An 18,303-nucleotide genomic window follows, 5' to 3' on the forward strand; every position below is an offset into this window, starting at 1 on the left:
ACCAAATGTTTTAATTTAATACCCGTTCTACAAAAAAACTATAATGCGTAACGACTTAATTATCGGTTTAGATATTGGTAGCTCTCACGTCAGAGCGATCGCAGGTAAGCAAAACGACCGAGGCCGATTAGAGATTTTAGCCACAGGATCTTCCATAAATAGCAACAATGTGTTGAATGGAGAGATTGTCAACATCAATAAAACAACTGCAGCGATTTCAGAGGCAATGGACCAAATTTCGCACGTCTTAGACGGAAAGAATTCGGAACATTTCTTTGCATCGAACTTGTCAGGATCACACATTAAAGTCCAGCCTTTCAGTCTGTCTAAAATACGTAAAAACGAAAGAGAAGCGGTATCTAACAACGAGGTGATGAGCCTTTTTGAGGAAGCTAAACGTACTTTTGCAGATAAAAACCCCTGTGTTCTACATACCTTACCGATTGGTTTCAAGGTAGGCAATTTGCCAGAAACGTTGGATCCTATCGGACAAATTGGCCAAAAAATTCAAGCCTATTTCGTCTTCATCTCTGCTAATCCAAGCAAGAATGACTTGTTAACGCAATGTTTGAAATCTGCAGAGACAAAGCACTTAAAGAAAGGAAATGTCTATTTCAGTTCTTTAGCGACGGCAAGTTCGGTTTTAAATAAAGAAGAGAAGCAAGAAGGAGTTGTCCTAGTGGATCTAGGAAGTGGAACTACGGAGATCAGTATTTTTCAAAACAACCGTTTAAAGCATGCCACTGTATTAAACTGGGGAGGCGATTTACTAACAGATGATATTCAATCGGGATTAGATATCTCCCGTGATCACGCGGAAACCTTAAAGGTCCGTTTTGGCTCAGCCATTCAAAAAGACATTCCAGTAAGCGAAGTCGTAATGATTCCAGGTATTGCGGGTCGTAAGCCTACACCTGTTTCTGTGAAGAACTTGGCTATTATCATAGAGGAGCGATTGAAAGAATTAGCAGCCATTCTAGTGGCTGAAATTTCAAAACAAACAGATATCAAGAACCTGAAAGCAGGCTTAGTATTAACGGGTGGCGGAGCACAACTTCCGTATATCGATGAATTGTTCCAAAAATTCACGGGTTTGGACGCCCGCATCGGAGATCCGAATGCCACTTCAGCTAACCCAGCCATAGCGACAGAGATCAAAGATCCTTCTTATGCTACAGTAATTGGCTTAGTTCAGGTATATTATGATCAGCAAGAAACGGCTGAAGCTGAAGATGCCCCAATGGCAAGCGCTCCTATAAAAGAGATGGCTAAAGAAACGGGGTATAGTGAATCTAAATCGTCAAAACCTGCGCCGCGTATCGGCGACCTATTCCGCAAAATGGTGGATGTGGTGATGGGTGATGATGAGGGTGGAGACGCCTCGTATTAAGCTAGAATAACTTAGATTCAATCAATTGAATCAATATGTGGATCACTTTGATGTGGATTTCTTGAATGCGATCCGCGTAACCGAAGTGGTCCACTCGTATTTCGTGGCAACCATAGGCAGCTAATTGTCCGCCATCTTTGCCCGTTAAGAGAATAACTTCCATTCCTTTCGCTTGAGCAGCTTTCACTGCCTCCATAATATTCGCTGAATTTCCGGAGGTTGAAATACCTACTAGTACATCACCTTTGTTTCCTAAGCCTTCGATGAAGCGAGAAAAGATATAGTTATATCCAAAGTCATTGCTCACACAAGAAATATGTGAAGGATCTGAAATTGCCATCGCTGCTAAAGCCGGGCGATTCTCCCGGTAACGTCCTGATAATTCCTCTGCGAAATGCATCGCATCGCAATGGCTCCCTCCGTTTCCACAAGACAAGATTTTATTCCCCTTTTTCAAGGCATCCACTAATACATCAGCCGCCTTTTCAATGGCTTCTATCTTCGCAGGGTTCGCTAAAAAATCAGCTAAAACTTGTTGAGACTCTTGCAGGGATTGGGTAATCAGATTATTCATAGTGCAAAGATAATTAAAAATCGCCTCCTGCACCGCCTCCGCCGAAGTCTCCTCCGCCAAAGCCGCCGAAATCAAATCCTCCGCCTCCACCACCAGAGCCTCCGCGACCATAATCTCCACCACCTAAGAAGATAGGTGGGAAAAACATTCCGCCTCCGCGAGAACCTGGACCTCCTTTGCCTCCGCGATTACGAACCGCATTAATGATGGCAATGATGAGAAATAACAAGAATATAAGTAAGACGGGAGGAATTCCTTGTTCTCCTTCCCCACTGTCCTCATTCTTAAACTCCCCACTTGCTCGACGCATCATTTCGGTGGTCGCTTCATCTAAGCCCTGGTAATAGACACCTGCCTTGAAAGTGGGTTTTAAAATCCGATTAATGATTCTTTTGCAAACAGCATCCGGTAAGACATCTTCAATGCCACGACCAGTCACAATACGCAGCTTGCGATCTTGCATAGCTACAAGGATGACTACGCCGTTGTTTTTACCTTTTTGGCCAACACCCCAGCCTTTACCAATATCGATTGCGTAATCGTAAGGATCGCGTCCGTTCGTTGAATTGACTAATACGATGGCAAACTGAGTAGAAGTAGAGTCTGCATAGCCACGCATTTTCTGCTCGAGTGCATTCTCCTCTTCTGGATTTAATAGCCCTGCTTCATCTAGAATGTAACCATTCGGTTTTGCAGGAATGCCTTCTTGAGCGTAGGCAAAAGAACTAAATAGCAATAAAAGTAGGACGATTTTCCGCATAATGAGATTAGATGCCAAAAGAGATTTCGTTGGACAATTCATTGACATCTCCCTTTTCATAGGGAAAAAAGGCCTTCAAAACTTCTCCCGTGCGCCTTACACCGTGAGCTAGGCCAGCCCCGAATTCATTCTTAATTAAATAAGCACGCATTTCATCGCGAATCGTTTCCCAAAACTCCGCTGGCACTTTCGCATCGATTCCTTTATCCCCAATGATACTAAACTTGCGGTCTTTGATGGCCAGATACACCAAAACCCCATTCTGCAAATCCGTCTTCTGCATACCTAGCTGAAAGAATACCTCCGTCGCCCGATCAATCGGATTGCCGGCGCAATGGCTTTCTACGTGTACACGAATCTCTCCAGACGTCTGTAATTCAGCGTCGTGGATGGCTTGCAAAATCAGGTTTTGGTGCTCTATTGACAACATCCTTATTTCTTCTCGTCAAAATTAACTTCTGGTGCTTTCTCTGAACCAGCTTCCGCTTGGAAGAATCCTTTCTCTGCAAATCCGGAGAAAGAAGCGATTAAGTTATTGGGAAAAGTAACGATTAAGGTATTGTAACCTTGAACAGCCGTGTTGAAATTATCACGCTCTTCTTTGATACGGTTTTCTGTTCCTTCTAATTGCGCTTGCAATTCAGAGAAGTTCTCTGTTGCCTTTAATTGTGGGTAGTTTTCAGCTACCACCATCAAACGCGATAAAGCACCTCCTAAAGAAGATTGAGCCGCTTGGTATTTTTGCAAATTCTCTGGACTTAAATCCTTTGAATCTAATTTCATCTGTGTTGCACTAGCACGCGCTTCGATCACCGCTGTTAACGTTGATTTCTCGAAATTCGCCACACCTTGTACTGTCTTCACTAAGTTCGGAATTAAATCCGCACGACGCTGGTATGCACTTTGCACATTAGCCCATTTAGCTTTCACGTCCTGATCTGATGTAGCCATACTATTACGTGAACCTACACCCCAAAAAATTACGAGAGCAATTACTCCCAAAACAATCCATACTGTCTTATTCATCTTGATAAATTTTAATTGGTTTTAAGCTGAAACAAAAATACTATTTAAATTTTAAAGACCTGATTTTTGCGCCACAATCATCCGGTCATTCCCCTTGAAGTCTTGCAATAGCTTGACTTCTTGGAAACCCTTGCTAAACAAGAGCTCTACCGTTTGAGTTCCAAAATACTGGTTAATTTCTAGAAATAGATAACCCCCAGCCCGCAAACGCTCCTGAGCAAAATCAGCCAGCGCCACATAATATTTCAACGCATCGTCATTCGGTACAAATAAGGCCAAATGGGGCTCATGTGCTAACACATGATTCGCCATCTCCTTTTTCTCCTCTTCCGTCACATAGGGAGGATTGGAAACAATCACATCCCAAGAGCCTGCCGAGGTAGGCCAGGAGAAAATATCATGCTGTTTAAATTCTACTTCAACTTGTAAGGCGTTTGCATTCTGGCGTGCCATCGTCAATGCTCCTTCGGAAATATCCCAAGCCTCTACCTGTAGAGACGGCCTTTCTAATTTCAAGGAAATGGGTATACAACCAGATCCTGTCCCCACATCTAAAACCGAGGCATTCTCTGTAGCACGACTTAAAACGAGATCGACCAATTCCTCCGTCTCCGGTCTTGGAATCAAGGTCTCTGAATTAACGGAAAATAAATGATCTCGAAAATAGGTCTTGCCCATCACGTATTGCAAGGGTTCGCCAGCGGCCAGACGCGCTAAACGCGATGACCAATCCTCCGGCAAGTCCACCTCTTTTTTCAAAATAATATCCATCGAACTTAAATTCCATCCCAAGTCAAGGCAACGAAAGGCAATCGCACGGGCCTCGGAAGGCTCATAATGCGTAGAAATTGCATCGGTTATTTGTTGGATTAGAATAGGACTGGCAATCAATTTCATTTGTGGAGAATTTGGGTAAATTTACAAATTATAAACCGATGAAAACGCTATGAAAAAATTAATACTACCGCTCATCACAATCCTAGGAATACAGGCAACCGTGCAAGCGCAATACAAAACAATTGGGAAGATTCATGTCTACGATGAATCAGTAAAAACCTTAATCGACCCCTCCTCACCAATTGAAATTGTAGCTGAGGGCTATACTTGGTCCGAAGGTCCGGTTTGGGTGAAGAAAGGTGGATATCTATTATTCTCCGATGTACCTGAAAATAAGATTTACCAATGGACGGCAGACAAAGGGGCTGTGCTTTATTTAACGCCATCTGGTTACTCAGGCTCTACCTATTATTCATATGAACCTGGCGCGAATGGCTTGATTATAAACCAAAAAGGAAACCTAGTTTCAGCCGAACACGGGAATCGTAGAATTGCTGAAATGCCTTTGGGAAAACCCGAATCAAAAAAATCCCTCACCGGATTATGGGATAGTAAAAAACTCAACAGCCCGAACGACGTCATCCAAGCAAAGAACGGTGACTATTATTTCACCGATCCTCCCTATGGCCTGCCAGGTCGTGGGAAAGAAGAACCGGCAAAGGAATTAGCTTATCAAGGCGTGTACCGCATAGCTAAAAAAGGCGAATTGAGCTTGCAATACGACCAGATGGCCAGACCGAATGGCCTCGCAATGAATCTAGACGAAAGTATCCTCTATGTAGGATCCTCAGAACCGAAAGAATCCCATATTCTAGCCTTTCCGGTAGATCAAAAAGGGAACCTAGGCGAGCCATCCGTGTTTTTTGATGCCGCAGAACTTGCTAAACAAGGAATCCGAGGAGGTTACGATGGAATGAAATTGGATCAACAAGGGAACATCTGGACGACAGGTCCAGGAGGAATTTTGATCATTAGTCCGGCTGGTAAATTACTGGGACGTATTGAGACGGGGAATCCGAATTCGAATGTCAATTTTGGGGAAGATGGTTCGACCTTGTTTATTACCTCTAAGATGAATCTGTTGAGGGTGAAGACGAAGACGAAAGGACTTCATTAAGCCCATAAAAAAGGCCTCGATCGCAAAATCGAGGCCTTTCATTTTCTTATAACTTTCTAATCTTAATGTTTCTAAACCACACTTTATTTCCGTGATCTTGCAAAGCAATATGTCCTTTCATCACCTTGCCAAAATCTGTCATTCCTTTGAACTTAGATCCAGCAATCATATCCTTCCAATTTTGATCATCCGTACGAGTCTCCACTACTTTAGATCCATTTAAATACAGTTGCAATAAGCCTCTATTATTAACAATTCGCGCGGTATTCCACTCACCCACAGGCTTCGTCACATTTACGGATGATTTGATCAAATCATATAAATCACCTGAATTGTGTTTATTGATTTTTCCATCTGGGTGGCCTTCATCGTGTAAAACCTGCATTTCTGGACCCGTTACATACGTCGCATGGTATTTCTTCGAATCATCATTCACGTTGAAAATAATGCCTGAATTACCATTGACAGAAATTTTCCAATCAACAGTGAAATCATAATTATCAAAAGACTCGTTAGTCACTAAATCACCACCATCTTTCTTCGCAGCATCAAAACCAATCACACCATCTTCAATGGTCCAAGAGGAGCCTACTTTTTCACCTTTACCGAAGCTATGCCAGCCTGTGAAGGTTTTACCATCAAAAAGTAATTGAGTGCCATTTTTCTTTTCTGCCTTAGTTAGCTCATTCATTCCTTGGCTAAAAGACACAAATGCGAAGCAGACAGCTGCGCAGGTTAAAACTATTTTGTTCATGTTAATTAGGTTTATGATTTTTACAATACTACTAAAAGTCTTTAACAATTGTATCTAGTGCGCGTAATTTTAGCTCCAAATCTTTGTAAATTGCGGGCTGATATAAAAATCCATGAAGACCAAAGTAGCCCCAAAGCCCTCCATCAACATCATCACCCTCGGTTGTTCTAAGAATCTAGTCGATTCTGAAGTACTCTACACCCAATTAAAAGGGAATGGTTTAGAGGTAACGCATGAAGCGAAAAAGGACAAGGCAAACATCGTCGTGATTAATACATGTGGGTTTATTGATAATGCCAAACAAGAGTCGATCGATACCATCTTGCGCTATGCAGACGCGAAAGAAGCGGGTAAAATCGACAAATTATACGTAACCGGTTGTCTATCACACCGCTATAAAGATGATTTAGAGAGAGAAATCCCGATGGTGGACTCCTTCTTTGGAACAAATGAATTACCTCGTTTATTAAAGGCACTAAAAGCGGATTATAAACATGAATTAGTGGGTGAGCGTTTATTGACGACCCCAGCGCACTATGCTTATTTAAAGATTGCGGAAGGCTGCGATCGCCCTTGCTCATTCTGTGCGATTCCCTTGATGCGTGGAAAACACGTTTCGACACCGATGGAGGAATTAGTGAAGGAAGCTAACTCCTTAGCAAAGAAAGGCACTAAAGAATTGATATTAATCGCCCAAGACCTCACTTTCTACGGCTTAGACCTGAAAGGTGAAGGGAAATCTGGCAGAAAATTAAAAGAACTTTTAGAGCGTTTATCGGATGTCAATGGCATCGAATGGATCCGCTTGCAATACGCCTACCCGGCTGGTTTTCCTCTGGAAATTCTGGACACGATGGCGGAGCGCGACAACATCTGTAAATACCTCGACATGCCACTCCAAAGTGGTTCAGATGCGATGTTAAAGCACATGCGCCGTGGAATCACGCGTGAGAAAACGGAGGAATTAATTCACACCATTCGCGAGAAAGTACCAGGGATCGCCCTGAGAACGACATTGATATCAGGTTATCCGGGCGAAACGGAAGAGGACTTCGAGGAAACCTATTCATTCGTGGAGCGTATGCGTTTCGACCGTTTAGGTATCTTTAATTATAGCCACGAGGAAAATACGCATGCTTACCTCGTGAACGATGATGTGCCTGAAGAGGTGAAGCAATTCCGTTCAGACGAGATTATGGCGGTACAGCAAGGAATTTCTGAGGAGTTAAATCAAGAGAAAGTAGGCCAAACACTGAAAGTGATGGTAGACCGCAAAGAAAGCGGTTACTTCGTAGGACGCACCGAATTCGATTCTCCCGAAGTGGATAATGAAGTCTTAATCCCTGCTGAACAATACGCGCGATTGGGTGATTTTGTGAACGTGAAGATTAATAAAGCCGAAGAGTTCGACTTATACGGCGATATTATAGCGTAAAAGAACTCAGGCGCATGTCGCGCAGATCTAAAGTCATCAAACCTTTTTGAGCAGGAGATTCAAAGCCAGCGAGGTAGAAGATGGCTTCTTTAGCCTGCAATAAACCAATGATTCCTGGCAATACACCTAACACCCCTACTTCATCGCAGGACGGTATTTCTTGTGGACTAGGTTCCACTGGAAACAGCGAACGATACGAAGGACCAGCCGGATGAAATACCGCAAATTGACCTTCCCAAGCATGAATGGCCCCATAAACGAAAGGCTTCTTCAACCCCGCGCATGTATCATTAATTAAATAACGTGTTTTAAAATTATCCGTGCAATCGATCACTAAAGTATGTTGTGCAATGTTCGCGCGCGCGTTATCTGGCGTTAAATTCTCTGCGATTCCCTGGATGGTGATGGTTGGATTCAAGGCTTGCAATGCCTCTGCTGATTTCAAGGCCTTCGAGGCACCTACATCATCCGTCTTATACAATACTTGACGGGCTAGGTTTGATAATTCAATTACGTCCGCATCTAGAATCGTGATTGATCCCACGCCAGCCGCCGCTAGAAAAGGCAAAGCTCCACAGCCCAAACCTCCCGCTCCCACGACAAGAATCTTCGATTCTTTTAAGCGCATCTGTTGCTGTTTCCGCCATTCCGGCAGATTCAGCTGTTTGCGGTAGCGTTCGAATTCTAAATCAGATAGCATAGGTGTAAATAAAAAAAGCCTCCCTGAATTTCAGGAAGGCTAATTTCGATAATTATTTTGAAAACTAAACGCTTAACGTACCCTTACGAGCTGCAGCGATTAAAGTTTTTTCGAAACCGTTCTTGTTGATTGTGCGAATTGCTTTCGCAGAAACTTTCATACGAACCCAAACACCTTCTGACTCTAAGAAAAATTTCTTCGTCTGTAAGTTCGGGTAGAACTTACGCTTAGTCTTGTTATTAGCGTGAGAAACGTTGTTTCCTACTTGAGTTTTGCGTCCTGTAATTTGACAAACCTTTGCCATCGTATCTAGTATTTAAAATTGTTCTTTCCTAAAGGGATTGCAAAATTAGAAAATATTTTGAAATAACCCAAACCTCTTTTGAAAATTTATAAAATGCAAGACAATGTGTATCTTTGGACATGGCTAAGCGAAATACGAAGGCACCGTTAAAGAAAAAAATCATCTCTTCCTTGATCTGGTTAGGCACCCTGCCATTATGCCTTTACACGCTTTTGACCTATCTATTAAGTTATTCTCTCATCGTAGAGCATTGGTTTGCCGGCTTTATCATGATGACCATGCCATACGCGCAATTATTGTGCTTCTTCTCGTTGATTTATTGGGTTTTTCAGCGAGCGAAGCGAGCGCTTTTACCCTTGATCGTCCTGTTGCTCGGCTATGGATTTATCGGGAGAACGATTAGTTTCAATTCAACGGTGGCCACCTTACAAAAACCGTTGACAGTGATGAGTTATAATGTTTTTGGCATGTATTCAAATGAGTATGAGGCCAAAAAAGAAGAGCTAGAAGATCTCAAAAAATTCATCCGTGATTACGATGCGGACATCAAATGTTTTCAGGAATTCTATTCCCATTCGGATCGCAAGGCATACCACACGGTCTCTTTCTTGAAGGAAAAATACCCACACTACGCCTTCATTCCACTGAAAAAGCAATTATTTGATACCCACGAAAAAATGGGGCTTGTCGTATTTTCAAAATACCCCATCATCCATGAAGAAGGTGTGCAATTTGATAATTCAGCGAACGGATATCTGTTAACTGATATTGTGAAGGATCAAGACACCATTCGGGTGATCAACTTACAGCTGTGGTCCATGGGCATTCGGGTGAATAAGATGACCTCGAAGATTCGTTTACAAGATTATACGGATGCGAAAAAAGAAGGACGCGGTATCATTTCCTCACTCCGCAAGGGCTTTATTGAGCACAAAAAGGAGATGGATCAGATCAATCGCCTTATCCAAAAAAGCCCCTATCCCATCATAGTGGTAGGTGATTTAAATGAAACGCCATCTGGCTGGGCCTATGGAACGATTCGAGAACGCTTGAAAAATTCCTTTGAAGAAGCGGGATCCGGCTTTGGTTTTACCTTAAATCGCAGCCCCTATTTAGTTCGCATTGACGATCAATTCTTCTCAGACGAATGGAAAGCTGTCAATTTCCAAACCCTGCGAAACATAAAATACTCCGACCACTTCCCTACCGTAGGTCAATACATATTGAATGGAAAATAAGCTCTGGAAAGTCTTAGGCACAGGTTTCGGCGTCGCTGTCACACTCGGCGGAACCGTTGGAACCGGCATCTTGCGTAAACCAGGGCCCATTGCTGCCTCTTTGCATGATCCCGCCTTAATTCTTAGTTTATGGGCCTTAGTAGCCCTTTATGCTTTACTAGGTGTAAGTTGCCTTTTGGAGTTAAGCTTATCGATTCCCAAAGCAGGTTCCTGGTATGGCTATGCAGAACGTGCATTTGGCCGCTACATAGGATTCTTAGTGGGCCTCACGAGCTGGCTAGGAACCGTCACCGCCTTAGGCTTCGGATCCTATACTTTCAGTGAATACCTCATCATCGTTTTCCCCAGTTTAAGCCCCTATTTAGTTTATTGTGCCATCGGAATTCTTGCTCTGTTGTGGTTTTTCCATCAACTAGGCGTCGTCATGGCTGGCAAATCCCAAGAATGGCTCAGCGGCATTAAAGCTGTCGCCTTGATGATTTTCATAGCCATCTGTTTTGCATACGGTGATGGTGGCGTTTTCTTGCAGAAAACTACAGCACCCACGGGATTACCTTTAACGACTGGAATCATGACAGCCCTCTTATCGATTTTTTACGCTTTTGACGGCTGGCATACAGCCAGTTATTTCACAGAAGAGAATAAAGATCCTGTTAAATCGATGCCAAAATCGATGTTTATTGGCGTCATCACCGTCGCTGTAATCTATTTATTAATCAACGTCGGCATCCTGTACAGCCTACCCCTTGAAACACTTTCAACGAGTAAATTAGCGGCAGCAGATGCCATGAAGTTGTTATTTGGAGCAGATATGGGTCGTTGGATTACGGTCTTTTTAATGCTCAGCATTTTAGGTATTTTAAACACGCAAGTGATGTTTGCCCCGCGCGTTATTTATTCCATGAGCCGTGATGGTCTATTTTTTAAACAAGCCGAAAAAGTGAACTCAGCAGGCTCCCCTACGACAGCGACCCATTTAACCGTTTTCTCCGCTTGTATTTTTTTATTAGCAGGCAAGGAAATAAACGAACGCCTTTCTGATATCGCAACCTTCTTTTTCGTGGCTAGTTATTTAGCCGGATTCGCCTCCTTATTGCGCCTTCGCGCGACTGAACCGAACTTAAAACGACCTTATCTAGCTTGGGGCTACCCAGTGTTGCCTTGGATATTAGTCATCATTTCATGCCTTTTTTTGATCGGAACCTTGGTGACGAATCTGGGTAGTGTGGTGTATGTGGTGGGGTTTGTGGGGGTGAGCTATTTAGTTTACCGAAGAATGGAGAGTAGAGATAATAGAGTATAGAGTAGAGATTATAGATGGTTTAACTCGAGATTTTATCTCTTCTCTATACTCTATTATCTCTACTCTATTTTAGTGAATGGCTTTCAAAAACTCCACCACCGAATTCTTTATATCCTTAACTGGGCTATTACCTAAATTAGATAATATGGAGAAGGCGAGTGTTTTTCCTTCTTTGGTCAGATAATAACCAGAAAGGTCATAGGTATTCCCAAATGAACCCGATTTCGCCCAAATGCGAACACCCGGATTCAGATCTTGCACATTGCGCATGGTTCCGGTCTTACTCGCTTCCGGCAGCAAAGTATACAATCGATCAGGAGCAACTTCTTTAGCTAGCGTCTCTAGAATGTAGATGAAATCCTTTGGCCTTACTAAATCATACCTCGATAATCCGGATCCATCGACCCAGCGAATATCCTTCAAAAATTCATTACCAGGCTCTTTCTTTAAATTTTCAATTACTTTTGTCGGATCCCAACCTTTCTCTGCGGCGATCATCACGAGCAACTGCTCAGCCACTGAATTATCACTTTCGTGCAACATAGGCAGGTATAAACTATCCATCTTCCCAGCATAGAAAATCCGCGCATCTGGATGAACTGCCAGTGGCATCGTCTCTACTGATTTATGTAGAGTATCGGTCAAAAGAAAGGCCGTCATTTCAGGGGAAGTAATGAATGGCACATCTTGAGATGGATATTTCTGGGTCTGTACTACCGGCAACTCAAACTGATTACTTAGGCGATTTCTTCTTACCTCCTGTGTCGATCCCGTCTTAGAAACTGCCTCAAAAGCATCCGGCATTATTCGCCATCTCTTAGCTGCTGCCGAAAAATTCACCAGGTTTGCATACAAGGGCATATCCGAAATCTCCGCCGAATAATGGTCATTGTAATCATCCCAAGCCCATCCAGAACCCATCACTGGAATCTGCTTTAAGGGAGAACCATAGACTAAAACCTTCGAAGAGGCAGCTAAGAAATCGCGTAAAGCGGTATTTTTGATCGTGGGATGAAGATTAGAAATGTCCCCTGTTCCCCAAAAAAAGAGGGTATCTTTTGTTTCGCGGTATTTGAAGGAGGGTATTTGGCTACCTAATATTCGATTTGCCTGTAAAAAGGTCAGTAGCTTCATATTAGAAGCCGGCATAAAGTATTGATCTGCGTTTTTCTCGAAAAGCACTTTACCGGTCGCGAGGTCCTTAATCATGACGCCACTGGCCCGCTGAGCTAGGCTAGATTCAGTGTAGGCGATCTGCAAATGGGAGCTTTGGCAACCTACCAAAGCCAGCAGGAATATAAAGGCGAAATTTTTCATACACTAAAGGTAAAAGGTTTTCGTATTTTTGAGCTCAATTTAATCAAAAGAATGCTGGTAGGCTTTGTCATTTTTTACCTTGCGCTGAACCTGGCCGTTGGCTGGTGGGCCAGCAAAAAGGTGCACTCTACGCAGGATTTCGTGTTAGCGGGACGTTCCTTACCCTTTGCCTTAGCCACGATGGTGACTTTTGCGACCTGGTTTGGGTCCGAAACCATCTTGGGAGCTCCTAAAGAATTCGTTCATGGTGGTGTTTTAGCTATTATTGAAGAACCGTTTGGAGCTGCTCTCGGCCTATTTTTAGTGGGAGCCATTTATGCTCGAAAACTGTATCCTCTACCAGTTTTGACCTTTAGTGATTACTTCCGTTTGCGGTTTGGGGCCTTCTCAGAAAAGCTTTCGGCGATCATTATGATTCCGTCGTATTTCGGCTGGATCTCAGCACAATTAGTGGCTTTAGGGTTGACCATGCATCTTTTATTGCCCATCTCAGTTGAAACAGGCATTATCATTGGCGCCTTATTAGTCATGGCCTATACCTTGCTAGGAGGCATGTGGTCGATCTCCGTGACGGACTTTTTTCACAACATAATCCTAATCGTTGGGCTCTTATTTTTAGCCTATTTGTTATGGGCCAAAGTCCCAGATTTCAATCAACTCATCTCTACACAACCGAAAAATTTCTTCCGAGCTATTCCTATAGAAAATACCTGGAAAGATTGGCTTGTGTATGGCGCAGCTTGGATCACTATCGGTTTTGGCTCTATTCCGCAGCAAGATATTTTCCAGCGGGTGATGTCTGCCAAGAATGAGAAAATCGCTGCAAAAGCCAGCATTGCTGCAGGTGCGATGTATTTGACGGTGGCTCTCTTACCCTTATTAATCGCATTCATTGCCGTTCGATTATATCCTACTTTGCTTTCAGAAGATGAATTATTGATCCCCACCTTAGTGATGAAATTTACGCCAAGAGCCATGCAGGTATTGTTTTTAGGGGCTCTTTTATCCGCTTTATTGAGTACCACTTCCGGGGCTATTTTAGCTCCCGCTTCCGTATTAGGGGAAAATATATTGAAACCTTTAATGAAGCGTCCATCAGATAAAATCGTGTTATTATTTATTCGGATTTCCCTAGTGCTGGTGACATTAGCCTGCATCATTATGGCCATTGAACGTCAAAATATCTTCGAATTAGTAGGAGAAGCCTCAGCCTTCAGTCTTGTTTCCCTCTTTATACCACTGAATGCCGGTCTCTGGTGGAAACGTACGACTCCCTGGGGAAGTCATTTGAGTATGGTGTTGGGATTGGTTTTTTGGGGATATTTTCACTTTATCAGCCCATCGGAAATTCCAGCAGTTTGGTATGGATTAGCTGCAGGACTCATCGGTTTACTGCTAGGAAACCAAATTAAAGCCAAATCTGTTTAAGCGTGCCCAGATATTGCCCTTTCTTTCCGGTATGCACATAATCTAGGATTGCGTCGTTGATAGAAGGATAAATAGTTAATTCTGCGATTTTATCCACGGGCACCCATACTAGATCATCAGCCGTTGTTTCACCCGCTTGAATGAGCGGGATGCCTCCTACAATATCTCCTTCGAAAATAAGATGTAAACACGCACTGTAATCATCTGTGGCATGCACCTGACCTGTAAAAAGCAAATCATGCACTTCCACCTCTATGCCGAGTTCTTCTTCGCACTCGCGGGCTATAGTGACTGGAAAGGTCTCTCCAGCATCCACATTCCCACCTGGTAAAGCAAACTTGCTCCCTCCCGGATAATCATAGCGCATGAAAAGCACGTGATTATTTTCGATGATGAGGGCAGCTGGTCTAATTCGCATGAGATTTACAAAATTTGAAAAGATAAATATACCATTAGATTTCCTAAATTGCAGTCAAAATGAACGTATAGCATGCAAATAAGAGAAATTTGTCAGAAGATGGAAGCTTGGGCACCTCTAGCCTGGCAAGAATCCTATGATAACGCAGGATTACTAGTGGGTGATGCTTCTTCCGAAGTCAAAGGCGTATTAATCAGCCTAGATTGTACGGAAGATATAGTAGAAGAGGCCATCAATAAAGGTTGCAACCTGATCATTTCCCACCACCCCATCATTTTCACCGGTTTAAAACGAATCACCGGCGCTTCGTATGTCGAAAGAACTGTCATTAAAGCCATTCAGAATAATATTGCTCTCTACGCCTCACACACAAATATAGATCATGCTCCACTGGGTGTTAGCTATCATTTAGCTGGTAAATTAGGTATCAAAGGGCAAGTGCTAAAACCGATGCGCGATGCCTTGAAGGCTCTGCATTATTATGTTCCAGCAACACATGAACACTCCGTAAGGGAGGCGCTGCATACAGCTGGAGCAGGAAACATTGGTGAATATTCTTCTTGCAGCTTTACATCTGAAGGTTTGGGTCGTTTTCAACCATCGACGGAAGCGAATCCACACACGGGAACAGCTAATGTTTTATCTGAGGTAAACGAAGTAAAGATAGAAATGATTTTTCCTACTCACCTAACTAGTGCTATTTTGACGGCTTTAAAATCAGCTCATCCGTATGAGGAGGTCGCATATTCCATTTATTCTCTTAATAATTCCTGGGAAAATGTGGGCTCTGGCTTTGTAGGAAATTTAGAAAAGTCGCTTTCGCCGAAAGAGTTTTTAGTATTTGTCAAAAAGCGCTTAGGACTTCAAGCCCTGAAGCATACCGCTTTACCTAAGGGACCTATTTCAAGAGTGGCAGTTTGTGGTGGCGCAGGAAGTTTCTTAATCAAAGAGGCGATGAAACAAAGTTGTGATGCCTATATCACTTCAGATATCAAGTACCATGAATTTTTTGACGCAGAAAATCAATGTTTACTCCTCGATGTGGGGCATTACGAATCTGAAGTCATGATTATTGAGGCGATACATGATTATTTATCAAAAAAAATTAGTAATTTTGCCGTTCTGAAAAGTGAAACCAATACCAATCCGGTACGTTTCGCTTAAAACGAGAGAGGTTAGACAATTCAAATAAATTAGAATAATGGCTACAGTTACCGAAACAACGATTGCCCAAAAGTTAGAGGCCCTTTTAAAGCTTCAAACCATTGATTCAACGTTAGATAATATCAAGAAAGTACGCGGTGATTTACCGGAAGAAGTTCGTGATTTAGAAGATGAGATCATGGGTTTAGAAACTCGTTTGGCTAAATTCCAACAAGACATAGCTGATTTTGAAGAGCAAATCGCTAACTACAGAATCGCAAAGAAAAACTCTGATAACTTAATCATTAAGTACAAGGAACAACAAATGAATGTGCGCAATAACCGCGAATTCGATGCAATTTCTAAAGAAATTGAATTGCAAGGAATCGAGATGGAAATTGCAGATAAGCGTATTAAAGAAATCGATTTTAAAGTTTTGAACAAAAACGACGAAATCGCTTCAGTAGAATCGAACTTGTTCGAACGCAAAAAAGATCTTGAGATCAAGCAAAATGAATTACAAGTAATCATTGCTGAGAGCGAGGAAGAGGAGCAGAAATCATTAAAAGATCGCGAGAAAGCAGTGAAAACGGTAGACGAGCGCTTGTTAAAATCATACACAAAATTACGCGACAACGCACGTAACGGCCTTGCAGTTGTTTTAGTGAAGCGTGGTGCTTGTGGTGGATGTTTTAGCTCTGTGCCACCGCAACGTCAAACAGATATCAAAGACAAGAAGAAAATCTTAGTTTGCGAGCATTGTGGACGCGTATTCGCAGGTGTTGAAGATGTAATCCCAGCTCCAGAAAAAGAAAAGAAATCTCGTGCGAAAGCAGCACCGGCTGCAGCGGTAGCCGCAGCAGTGATCGAAGAATAGTCTTTACCATTTTAGATGAAAAAGCCCGCTAGAGATAGCGGGCTTTTTTTTGTGGGTAAAATCAATCATTTTTGTCACTAACTTAAATGCTATGAATTCAGAATATAAGCAAAAATGAGTCCGACGAAAAAAGAAAAAACTGAATTAGGGGACCAAAACATCAAAATAGATACTAATTCTAACTCCCCTGAAATCAATTGGGCTGATTTTGTCATGGCTGACGATTCTGACTCTACTGAAATTAATTTGGAAGATTTTGACTTAGATAAAGATGAGTTAGTAGCCACTGCTTCCGCGAAAATAAAGAACGAAAACGCCTTAGCTTCTTTAGTATATATAAAAACTGCCTTAAGTGAATTAGGGTACGAAACGGATAATCACAACCCTTTCTTTTTCACCTCTTTAGTCGACGTATCTGACAAAGAATTATCTGGCTTCTTGTACGTAAATAGGGATGGATTATATAGTAACTACCAAGAAAAAAGTGAATTGCACCTGATTTGCTCTTGGGATTCAGTAGAAGATATCGAGTTAGTAGAGGAAGGTGAATCTTCCATGAGAATAAATATTAATTCAAAAGAAGGCAAACTAACCATTCATGAGCCCTATTCTAAAAATATGTTGGTTTTACTTTCCATCTATAAAAATTGTTGGAAAAAAGTGCTTAATGAGGAGATAAATATGATTGCCTTTAATTCGCAGGAAGAATACCTGAATTGGTTACATGAAAAAAACGCATAAAGGATCTACAACAAAAAAGCCAGCTAAACAGCTGGCTTTTTCTTTATTTCAACATCCCCAATAAGGAACTCAATTTGTCTTTTAAATCTTTGCGATCTACGATGAAATCTAAGAAGCCATGCTCTTCGACGAATTCAGAACTTTGGAATCCTTTAGGCAAATCCTTACCGATGGTTTCTTTGATAACACGTGGGCCAGCAAAGCCAATCAAAGCACCTGGCTCGGCGATATTAAAATCACCTAGCATCGCAAAGGATGCCGTCACACCACCGGTGGTCGGATTGGTCATCAAGGAGATATAAGGAATTTTAGCTTCTGCCAGGAGGGCGATTAGAGAAGAGGTTTTGGCCATCTGCATTAAAGAGAAACCAGCCTCCATCATTCGGGCGCCACCGGAACGAGAGATCATTAAGAATGGCTTGCCTGTTTCTAACGAATGGCGCATTCCGCGTGTGATCTTCTCTCCCACCACGGATCCCATCGATCCACCAATGAAATTAAAGTCCATCGCTGAAATACAGATAGGCAAACCGTTGATTTCTCCGTGAGCTGTTCTAACCGCATCTTTCAAGCCCGTGCTATATTCTGTTGCCTTAATTCGATCCGTGTATTTTTTTGTATCCGTAAACTCCAAGGGATCTCCAGAACCCATCATGGGATCTAATTCGGTATAAAGAGAATTATCAAATAATAACTCGAAATAGTCTTGAGAACCTATTTTTTCGTGGTAATTACAACCCGAACAAGTATAGGCAAACAGGCGGTGTTCGCGCGTATGAATCGCTTTTTTACAAGAAGGACACTGGTACCATAAACCATCCGGAGCATCTAACTTAGAAGCGGTGGGGGTAACAATTCCTTTTTCTTTTCTTGAAAACCAAGACATAGGGCTAATTTTAATGATTAAGACTACAAAGATAAGTAAAAAGCTTTGGTAGGCC

At 42.4% G+C, this 18,303-nt stretch carries 20 protein-coding genes; 9 read left to right on the top strand and 11 right to left on the bottom strand.

What is annotated here, in order from left to right:
- Positions 1–43: 43 nt before the first annotated feature.
- Entirely contained in the window at positions 44–1,390 is a 1,347-nt protein-coding gene (ftsA, locus tag ACRZ9O_RS06640; RefSeq protein WP_459457567.1) for a cell division protein FtsA, read from the top strand.
- A gap of 1 nt (position 1,391) precedes the next feature.
- Here the strand turns inward: ftsA and lpcA are convergent, their stop codons facing one another.
- Genes lpcA through prmC form a run of 5 tightly spaced genes read right to left on the bottom strand, consistent with a single transcriptional unit; the run spans position 1,392 to position 4,647 of the window.
- The gene (gene lpcA, locus ACRZ9O_RS06645) at positions 1,392–1,964 is read right to left on the bottom strand and encodes a D-sedoheptulose 7-phosphate isomerase (RefSeq protein WP_459457569.1); all 573 of its coding nucleotides are present in this window, start codon (positions 1,962–1,964) and stop codon (positions 1,392–1,394) included.
- Between the two features lie 13 nt (positions 1,965–1,977).
- Complete coding sequence (locus ACRZ9O_RS06650) at positions 1,978–2,724, bottom strand: TPM domain-containing protein (protein ID WP_459457571.1); 747 nt, start codon at positions 2,722–2,724, stop codon at positions 1,978–1,980.
- 7 nt (positions 2,725–2,731) lie between these two features.
- Entirely contained in the window at positions 2,732–3,154 is a 423-nt protein-coding gene (locus tag ACRZ9O_RS06655; protein ID WP_459457573.1) for a TPM domain-containing protein, read from the bottom strand.
- 2 nt (positions 3,155–3,156) lie between these two features.
- On the bottom strand, positions 3,157–3,750 hold the full coding sequence (locus ACRZ9O_RS06660; protein WP_223131202.1) for a LemA family protein: 594 nt from the start codon (positions 3,748–3,750) through the stop codon (positions 3,157–3,159).
- 51 nt (positions 3,751–3,801) lie between these two features.
- Positions 3,802–4,647 carry a peptide chain release factor N(5)-glutamine methyltransferase gene (prmC, locus tag ACRZ9O_RS06665; protein WP_459457576.1) on the bottom strand — a complete coding sequence of 282 codons (846 nt, stop codon included), beginning with the start codon at positions 4,645–4,647 and terminating at the stop codon, positions 3,802–3,804.
- A gap of 49 nt (positions 4,648–4,696) precedes the next feature.
- On the opposite strand from prmC, the gene ACRZ9O_RS06670 reads away from it, so the two are divergent.
- Positions 4,697–5,704, top strand: coding sequence for an SMP-30/gluconolactonase/LRE family protein (locus tag ACRZ9O_RS06670; RefSeq protein WP_459457578.1), 1,008 nt, complete (start codon positions 4,697–4,699; stop codon positions 5,702–5,704).
- Positions 5,705–5,750: 46 nt separating this feature from the next.
- On the opposite strand, the gene ACRZ9O_RS06675 is transcribed toward ACRZ9O_RS06670, so the two are convergent.
- On the bottom strand, positions 5,751–6,458 hold the full coding sequence (locus ACRZ9O_RS06675; RefSeq protein ID WP_459457580.1) for a 3-keto-disaccharide hydrolase: 708 nt from the start codon (positions 6,456–6,458) through the stop codon (positions 5,751–5,753).
- A 112-nt stretch (positions 6,459–6,570) separates the two neighbouring features.
- Between ACRZ9O_RS06675 and rimO the strand changes: the two genes are divergently transcribed.
- Positions 6,571–7,893: a 30S ribosomal protein S12 methylthiotransferase RimO gene (rimO, locus tag ACRZ9O_RS06680; protein ID WP_459457582.1), complete on the top strand. Its 1,323-nt coding sequence runs from the start codon at positions 6,571–6,573 to the stop codon at positions 7,891–7,893.
- Here rimO and ACRZ9O_RS06685 read toward each other — a convergent pair.
- The gene (locus ACRZ9O_RS06685; RefSeq protein ID WP_459457584.1) at positions 7,883–8,593 is read right to left on the bottom strand and encodes a HesA/MoeB/ThiF family protein; all 711 of its coding nucleotides are present in this window, start codon (positions 8,591–8,593) and stop codon (positions 7,883–7,885) included. The genes rimO and ACRZ9O_RS06685 overlap by 11 nt on opposite strands.
- A gap of 64 nt (positions 8,594–8,657) precedes the next feature.
- The gene (rpmB, locus tag ACRZ9O_RS06690; RefSeq protein WP_130894998.1) at positions 8,658–8,897 is read right to left on the bottom strand and encodes a 50S ribosomal protein L28; all 240 of its coding nucleotides are present in this window, start codon (positions 8,895–8,897) and stop codon (positions 8,658–8,660) included.
- A gap of 119 nt (positions 8,898–9,016) precedes the next feature.
- Here rpmB and ACRZ9O_RS06695 point away from each other — a divergent pair, with 119 nt between their 5' ends.
- Both ACRZ9O_RS06695 and ACRZ9O_RS06700 read left to right on the top strand, forming a co-directional pair.
- Positions 9,017–10,135, top strand: coding sequence for an endonuclease/exonuclease/phosphatase family protein (locus ACRZ9O_RS06695; protein ID WP_459457586.1), 1,119 nt, complete (start codon positions 9,017–9,019; stop codon positions 10,133–10,135).
- Entirely contained in the window at positions 10,125–11,438 is a 1,314-nt protein-coding gene (locus tag ACRZ9O_RS06700; protein WP_459457588.1) for an APC family permease, read from the top strand. Before ACRZ9O_RS06695 ends, ACRZ9O_RS06700 begins: the two co-directional genes overlap by 11 nt.
- A 69-nt stretch (positions 11,439–11,507) precedes the next feature.
- Here ACRZ9O_RS06700 and ACRZ9O_RS06705 read toward each other — a convergent pair whose 3' ends face one another.
- Positions 11,508–12,755, bottom strand: a complete 1,248-nt coding sequence (locus tag ACRZ9O_RS06705; RefSeq protein WP_459457590.1) for a D-alanyl-D-alanine carboxypeptidase — start codon at positions 12,753–12,755, stop codon at positions 11,508–11,510.
- Between the two features lie 51 nt (positions 12,756–12,806).
- Between ACRZ9O_RS06705 and ACRZ9O_RS06710 the strand changes: the two genes are divergently transcribed.
- Complete coding sequence (locus tag ACRZ9O_RS06710) at positions 12,807–14,183, top strand: high affinity choline transporter 1 (RefSeq protein ID WP_459457592.1); 1,377 nt, start codon at positions 12,807–12,809, stop codon at positions 14,181–14,183.
- Here the strand turns inward: ACRZ9O_RS06710 and ACRZ9O_RS06715 are convergent.
- A complete protein-coding gene (locus ACRZ9O_RS06715; protein ID WP_459457594.1) occupies positions 14,164–14,601 on the bottom strand; it encodes an NUDIX domain-containing protein in 438 nt (145 codons plus the stop codon). The genes ACRZ9O_RS06710 and ACRZ9O_RS06715 overlap by 20 nt on opposite strands.
- Before the next feature lie 72 nt (positions 14,602–14,673).
- On the opposite strand from ACRZ9O_RS06715, the gene ACRZ9O_RS06720 reads away from it, so the two are divergent.
- From ACRZ9O_RS06720 to ACRZ9O_RS06730, 3 genes are all read left to right on the top strand, one after another.
- The gene (locus ACRZ9O_RS06720; protein ID WP_459457596.1) at positions 14,674–15,765 is read left to right on the top strand and encodes a Nif3-like dinuclear metal center hexameric protein; all 1,092 of its coding nucleotides are present in this window, start codon (positions 14,674–14,676) and stop codon (positions 15,763–15,765) included.
- Positions 15,766–15,802: 37 nt separating this feature from the next.
- Positions 15,803–16,621: a zinc ribbon domain-containing protein gene (locus ACRZ9O_RS06725; RefSeq protein WP_459457598.1), complete on the top strand. Its 819-nt coding sequence runs from the start codon at positions 15,803–15,805 to the stop codon at positions 16,619–16,621.
- Positions 16,622–16,735: 114 nt separating this feature from the next.
- Complete coding sequence (locus ACRZ9O_RS06730) at positions 16,736–17,362, top strand: hypothetical protein (protein ID WP_459457599.1); 627 nt, start codon at positions 16,736–16,738, stop codon at positions 17,360–17,362.
- 43 nt (positions 17,363–17,405) lie between these two features.
- Here the strand turns inward: ACRZ9O_RS06730 and accD are convergent, their stop codons facing one another.
- Positions 17,406–18,248: an acetyl-CoA carboxylase, carboxyltransferase subunit beta gene (gene accD, locus ACRZ9O_RS06735; RefSeq protein WP_459457601.1), complete on the bottom strand. Its 843-nt coding sequence runs from the start codon at positions 18,246–18,248 to the stop codon at positions 17,406–17,408.
- Positions 18,249–18,303: the final 55 nt, after the last annotated feature.

The organism is Aquirufa sp. HETE-40SA (genome assembly GCF_054558635.1).